The 3009-nt window shown below is 53.5% G+C and carries 3 protein-coding genes; 1 reads left to right on the forward strand and 2 read right to left on the reverse strand.

What is annotated here, in order from left to right; translation table 11 throughout:
* The coding region (locus tag FJ146_19830) for a GTP-binding protein (GenBank protein MBM4254222.1) at positions 1 to 342 on the reverse strand (342 nt) is incomplete at its 3' end.
* A gap of 111 nt (positions 343 to 453) precedes the next feature.
* Here FJ146_19830 and FJ146_19835 point away from each other — a divergent pair.
* Positions 454 to 867: a hypothetical protein gene (locus FJ146_19835; GenBank protein ID MBM4254223.1), complete on the forward strand. Its 414-nt coding sequence runs from the start codon at positions 454 to 456 to the stop codon at positions 865 to 867.
* 22 nt (positions 868 to 889) lie between these two features.
* Here FJ146_19835 and FJ146_19840 read toward each other — a convergent pair.
* Positions 890 to 3009: adenylate/guanylate cyclase domain-containing protein (locus FJ146_19840; protein MBM4254224.1), on the reverse strand; the 2120-nt coding region annotated here is incomplete at its 5' end.

Here is a 3009-nt window from a genome sequence, read left to right on the forward strand (position 1 = left end):
TTGCGCCTCTACGCCCTGACTGGCATCGACAACAACCAAGGCGCCCTCACATGCCGTCAGACTCCGTGACACCTCGTAGCTAAAGTCGACATGGCCGGGGGTATCGATGAGATTGAAGAGATAGGTATGTCCGTCCTTGGCCTTGTAGTTCATCGAGCAGGTCTGGGCCTTGATCGTGATGCCGCGCTCACGCTCGATATCCATGCTGTCCAGGACCTGGTCGCGCATCTCCCGCTGAGACAGGGTGCCGGTGAACTCAATAAGGCGGTCAGCGAGCGTCGACTTGCCGTGGTCGATGTGCGCAATGATGCAGAAATTTCTAATGTATTTAGGGTCTTGCATGGTGCAGTCTCGCTCGCTGGTCAGCTGCAAGGGTTAATTTTCAGTGCCCGCAGCCGATAAAGGGGGAGAACATATCTCCATCCCACGAAACTTTCACGGGTTATCTGAACCATGAAGTTAACTCTCTGTCGCATGGTCCTTGGGGCCCTCACCCTGATGGGTGGGGTATCGGCCTGTACCAGCACTCCGGCGCCGGTCGATGAGGTGGTCAAAGCCCGTCCGGCCAAACCACGTGGTCCGGAGCGGCTCTACTACACGCTACGTGCCGGCGACCCTGTTGCCAGCGAACGTGATTTGCCCGTCAGAACCGATATCTACGTCGACTGGCACTACGACGATGGTAGCACCAAGACCTACACCGGCTTTCGCGGATGGGACTTTGCCGGTGCGGGGCAGTTTGGGATGCTGGAGGTCTTGGACGAAAACGGACTTCCGCAACATTATATCTTCGACTTCCTGGGCGATGGACATCCGCAGTGGCAGGTGGAAGTCGAGGGCTTGGATTCAGCGAGGCGGGCTCGGTAAGGCCATTTTATACGGGCGTTCCTCAGGAGGCCTGGTCGAACTGGATCGGCTCTGTAGTCGCCGCCTGCACACCAAATCTTTGGCAGATTGCATCAAAGATATACTGTCGCTGCTTTTGATTGCCGCCGTAGATGCGCAGTCCGTGTTCAAAGCCTCCCGCTGCGGCGCGTCCCCACCTTACCTCGACCGAAAACCTATTGAGTAACTTAGACTCCAGTTTTTGATTTAGCTCGGGATCTTTAGTCATCAGTTGCACCTGCAGTACTGAACGCTGACCGTATAGGCGGGCTCCTTTTACCTTCATGCCGTTAACGGAGATATCCGTGACCTGTAGCGCGTCGTCGCCCAACTGCAGCTGCAGCGCATTTGCATCGCCAATGGGGACGCGGATTTCTTTCGCTTCGATACCTAGTTGATTAAGGTAGCGTAGGCGCACCTTCTGCACTGCGTCATCGTGGTCCGTAAGTGGATTACATTCGTAGGCCTCGACGAGTTCGGTTTGATGCTTGACCGAAATCGCGATCTTAACAAAAGCGCTCATATCTTGGCCCAAATACTTAAGATCATCATAACAGGAGTTGCTGACCGTGATCCGGAAGGGGGTGCAAGCGGCTTCGAGGCGGCTGGCAAAGTTTACACCCGTGCCGATCATGGTGAAATCGACGCGCGCTTCGCCACCTAAATTACCAATGACGACTTGCGATGTGTGTAGGCCGATGCGCACGGGCATCACTAGTTTGTCTTTCGAACGACGCGTGTCATCGGCAAATTTATCGACAATAAAGGCTTGAATGGCACAGGCGGCACGGAACGCACGTAGCGAGTTTTCGCCAAACTCATCAGTAGAGTGGATTGGGAAAAAGCAGAGCAGCCCGTCCCCCAAAGATCTGTCGATGACGCCCCCGTGTTTTTGGATGAGTTCGCTGATGGCACCCATGAGCCGTGCGAGCTCTTGAAACACCATGCGGGAGGGTAGTGGTGACGCTAGTTGCGAGAATGTCACAACGTCCACAAACATGATGGCAACGTTGGTTTGTTCAGTATGTGGTGCCGTCGCTTCGCTGTCAAAACCCGAGGATGTAGTTGAGGTTTGACGACGCGTCAATCTGGCGATCAGCTCCTGCCGCTGGTCCTCGAGAGCGCGGATCTTTCGGCCTAGGAATGACGAGAAAATCACACATGTTGCGAGTGTTGTGATCTCAAAAAGGAAGAGCTTGAGCGCGGATACTTCGAGCCAGTTAGCCAAAAGGGCAATGGCAAGGGTCCAACCGGACAAGAATGTTGCATTCATGGCGACGTGCTTGAAGGCAATGGGGTCAGGTATGTTGCGCGCCAGTCGGCGAATTTTGCTAGCCGACAATGGTAGGCAAAGGATCGCGAAGAGTAGGGTCGCGGCGCCTGGTTTTAAGAAAAACATGGCGGCTACTCCGGCGACGCTAAACCAAATGCTTGCCTGAATAAGCTTTTTAGCGATGAAATGTTGCCTTTGCTCCAATTGGAGGAAACGATACTGGAATAAATCAAAGACAGCATTTTCTACAAAAAAACACGCGACCGTAGCATTACAAGTTTGGGTGAAGGTAAAGCCGAAGGATTCGGCGACAATATTGAGAATTCCGGAGGCAAAGGCAACGCCCCCTAGAGAGGCAGTGAGAAAGATAGAGTAATAAAGGTAGAGACGCTCACGAATCTTAACTGCCAAAATGGCATGGTAGAGCGCTAGGCCAAACGTTATCCCCGAAATGAGTCCAATGAAGATCTCGCGTAAGCGGTTGTAGGCGATGTAATCCTCTTCCTTCCTGATACTAACTGCCGACCCGGCTACAGTCGTGGCGTCCTGATACACGAATAATGTGCGCGGCAAAACTCCGGACTGAAATTTAAAATTAGTGGTCAGCCCATGGCCCACGCGCCTATCGGTGGGGTGATCGATGTTGCGCGTGTAGTCGTCGATGATGCTGCCGTTCTCCACTAATACAAAGCGCGATCTGCGGTTCATTGACACGTCGAACACGGCGACGTAGTCCTCAGGTTGGTTGTCCTTAGCCGCAGGAATTTCGTGGCGACGCCAAACATGGTGGTCGCTAAGGATGGCGCGATCTGGGATCGTATATTTAGTCTGTTGCCACGCATCATGGGGAG

The sequence above is a fragment of the Deltaproteobacteria bacterium genome (assembly GCA_016874735.1).
Taxonomy (GTDB): domain Bacteria; phylum Bdellovibrionota_B; class Oligoflexia; order Oligoflexales; family CAIYRB01; genus CAIYRB01.

Coding starts and splice junctions, on each gene's coding strand:
- FJ146_19835 (MBM4254223.1), top strand. CDS start 454: ATGAAGTTAACTCTCTGTCGCATGGTCCTTGGGGCCCTCACCCTGATG.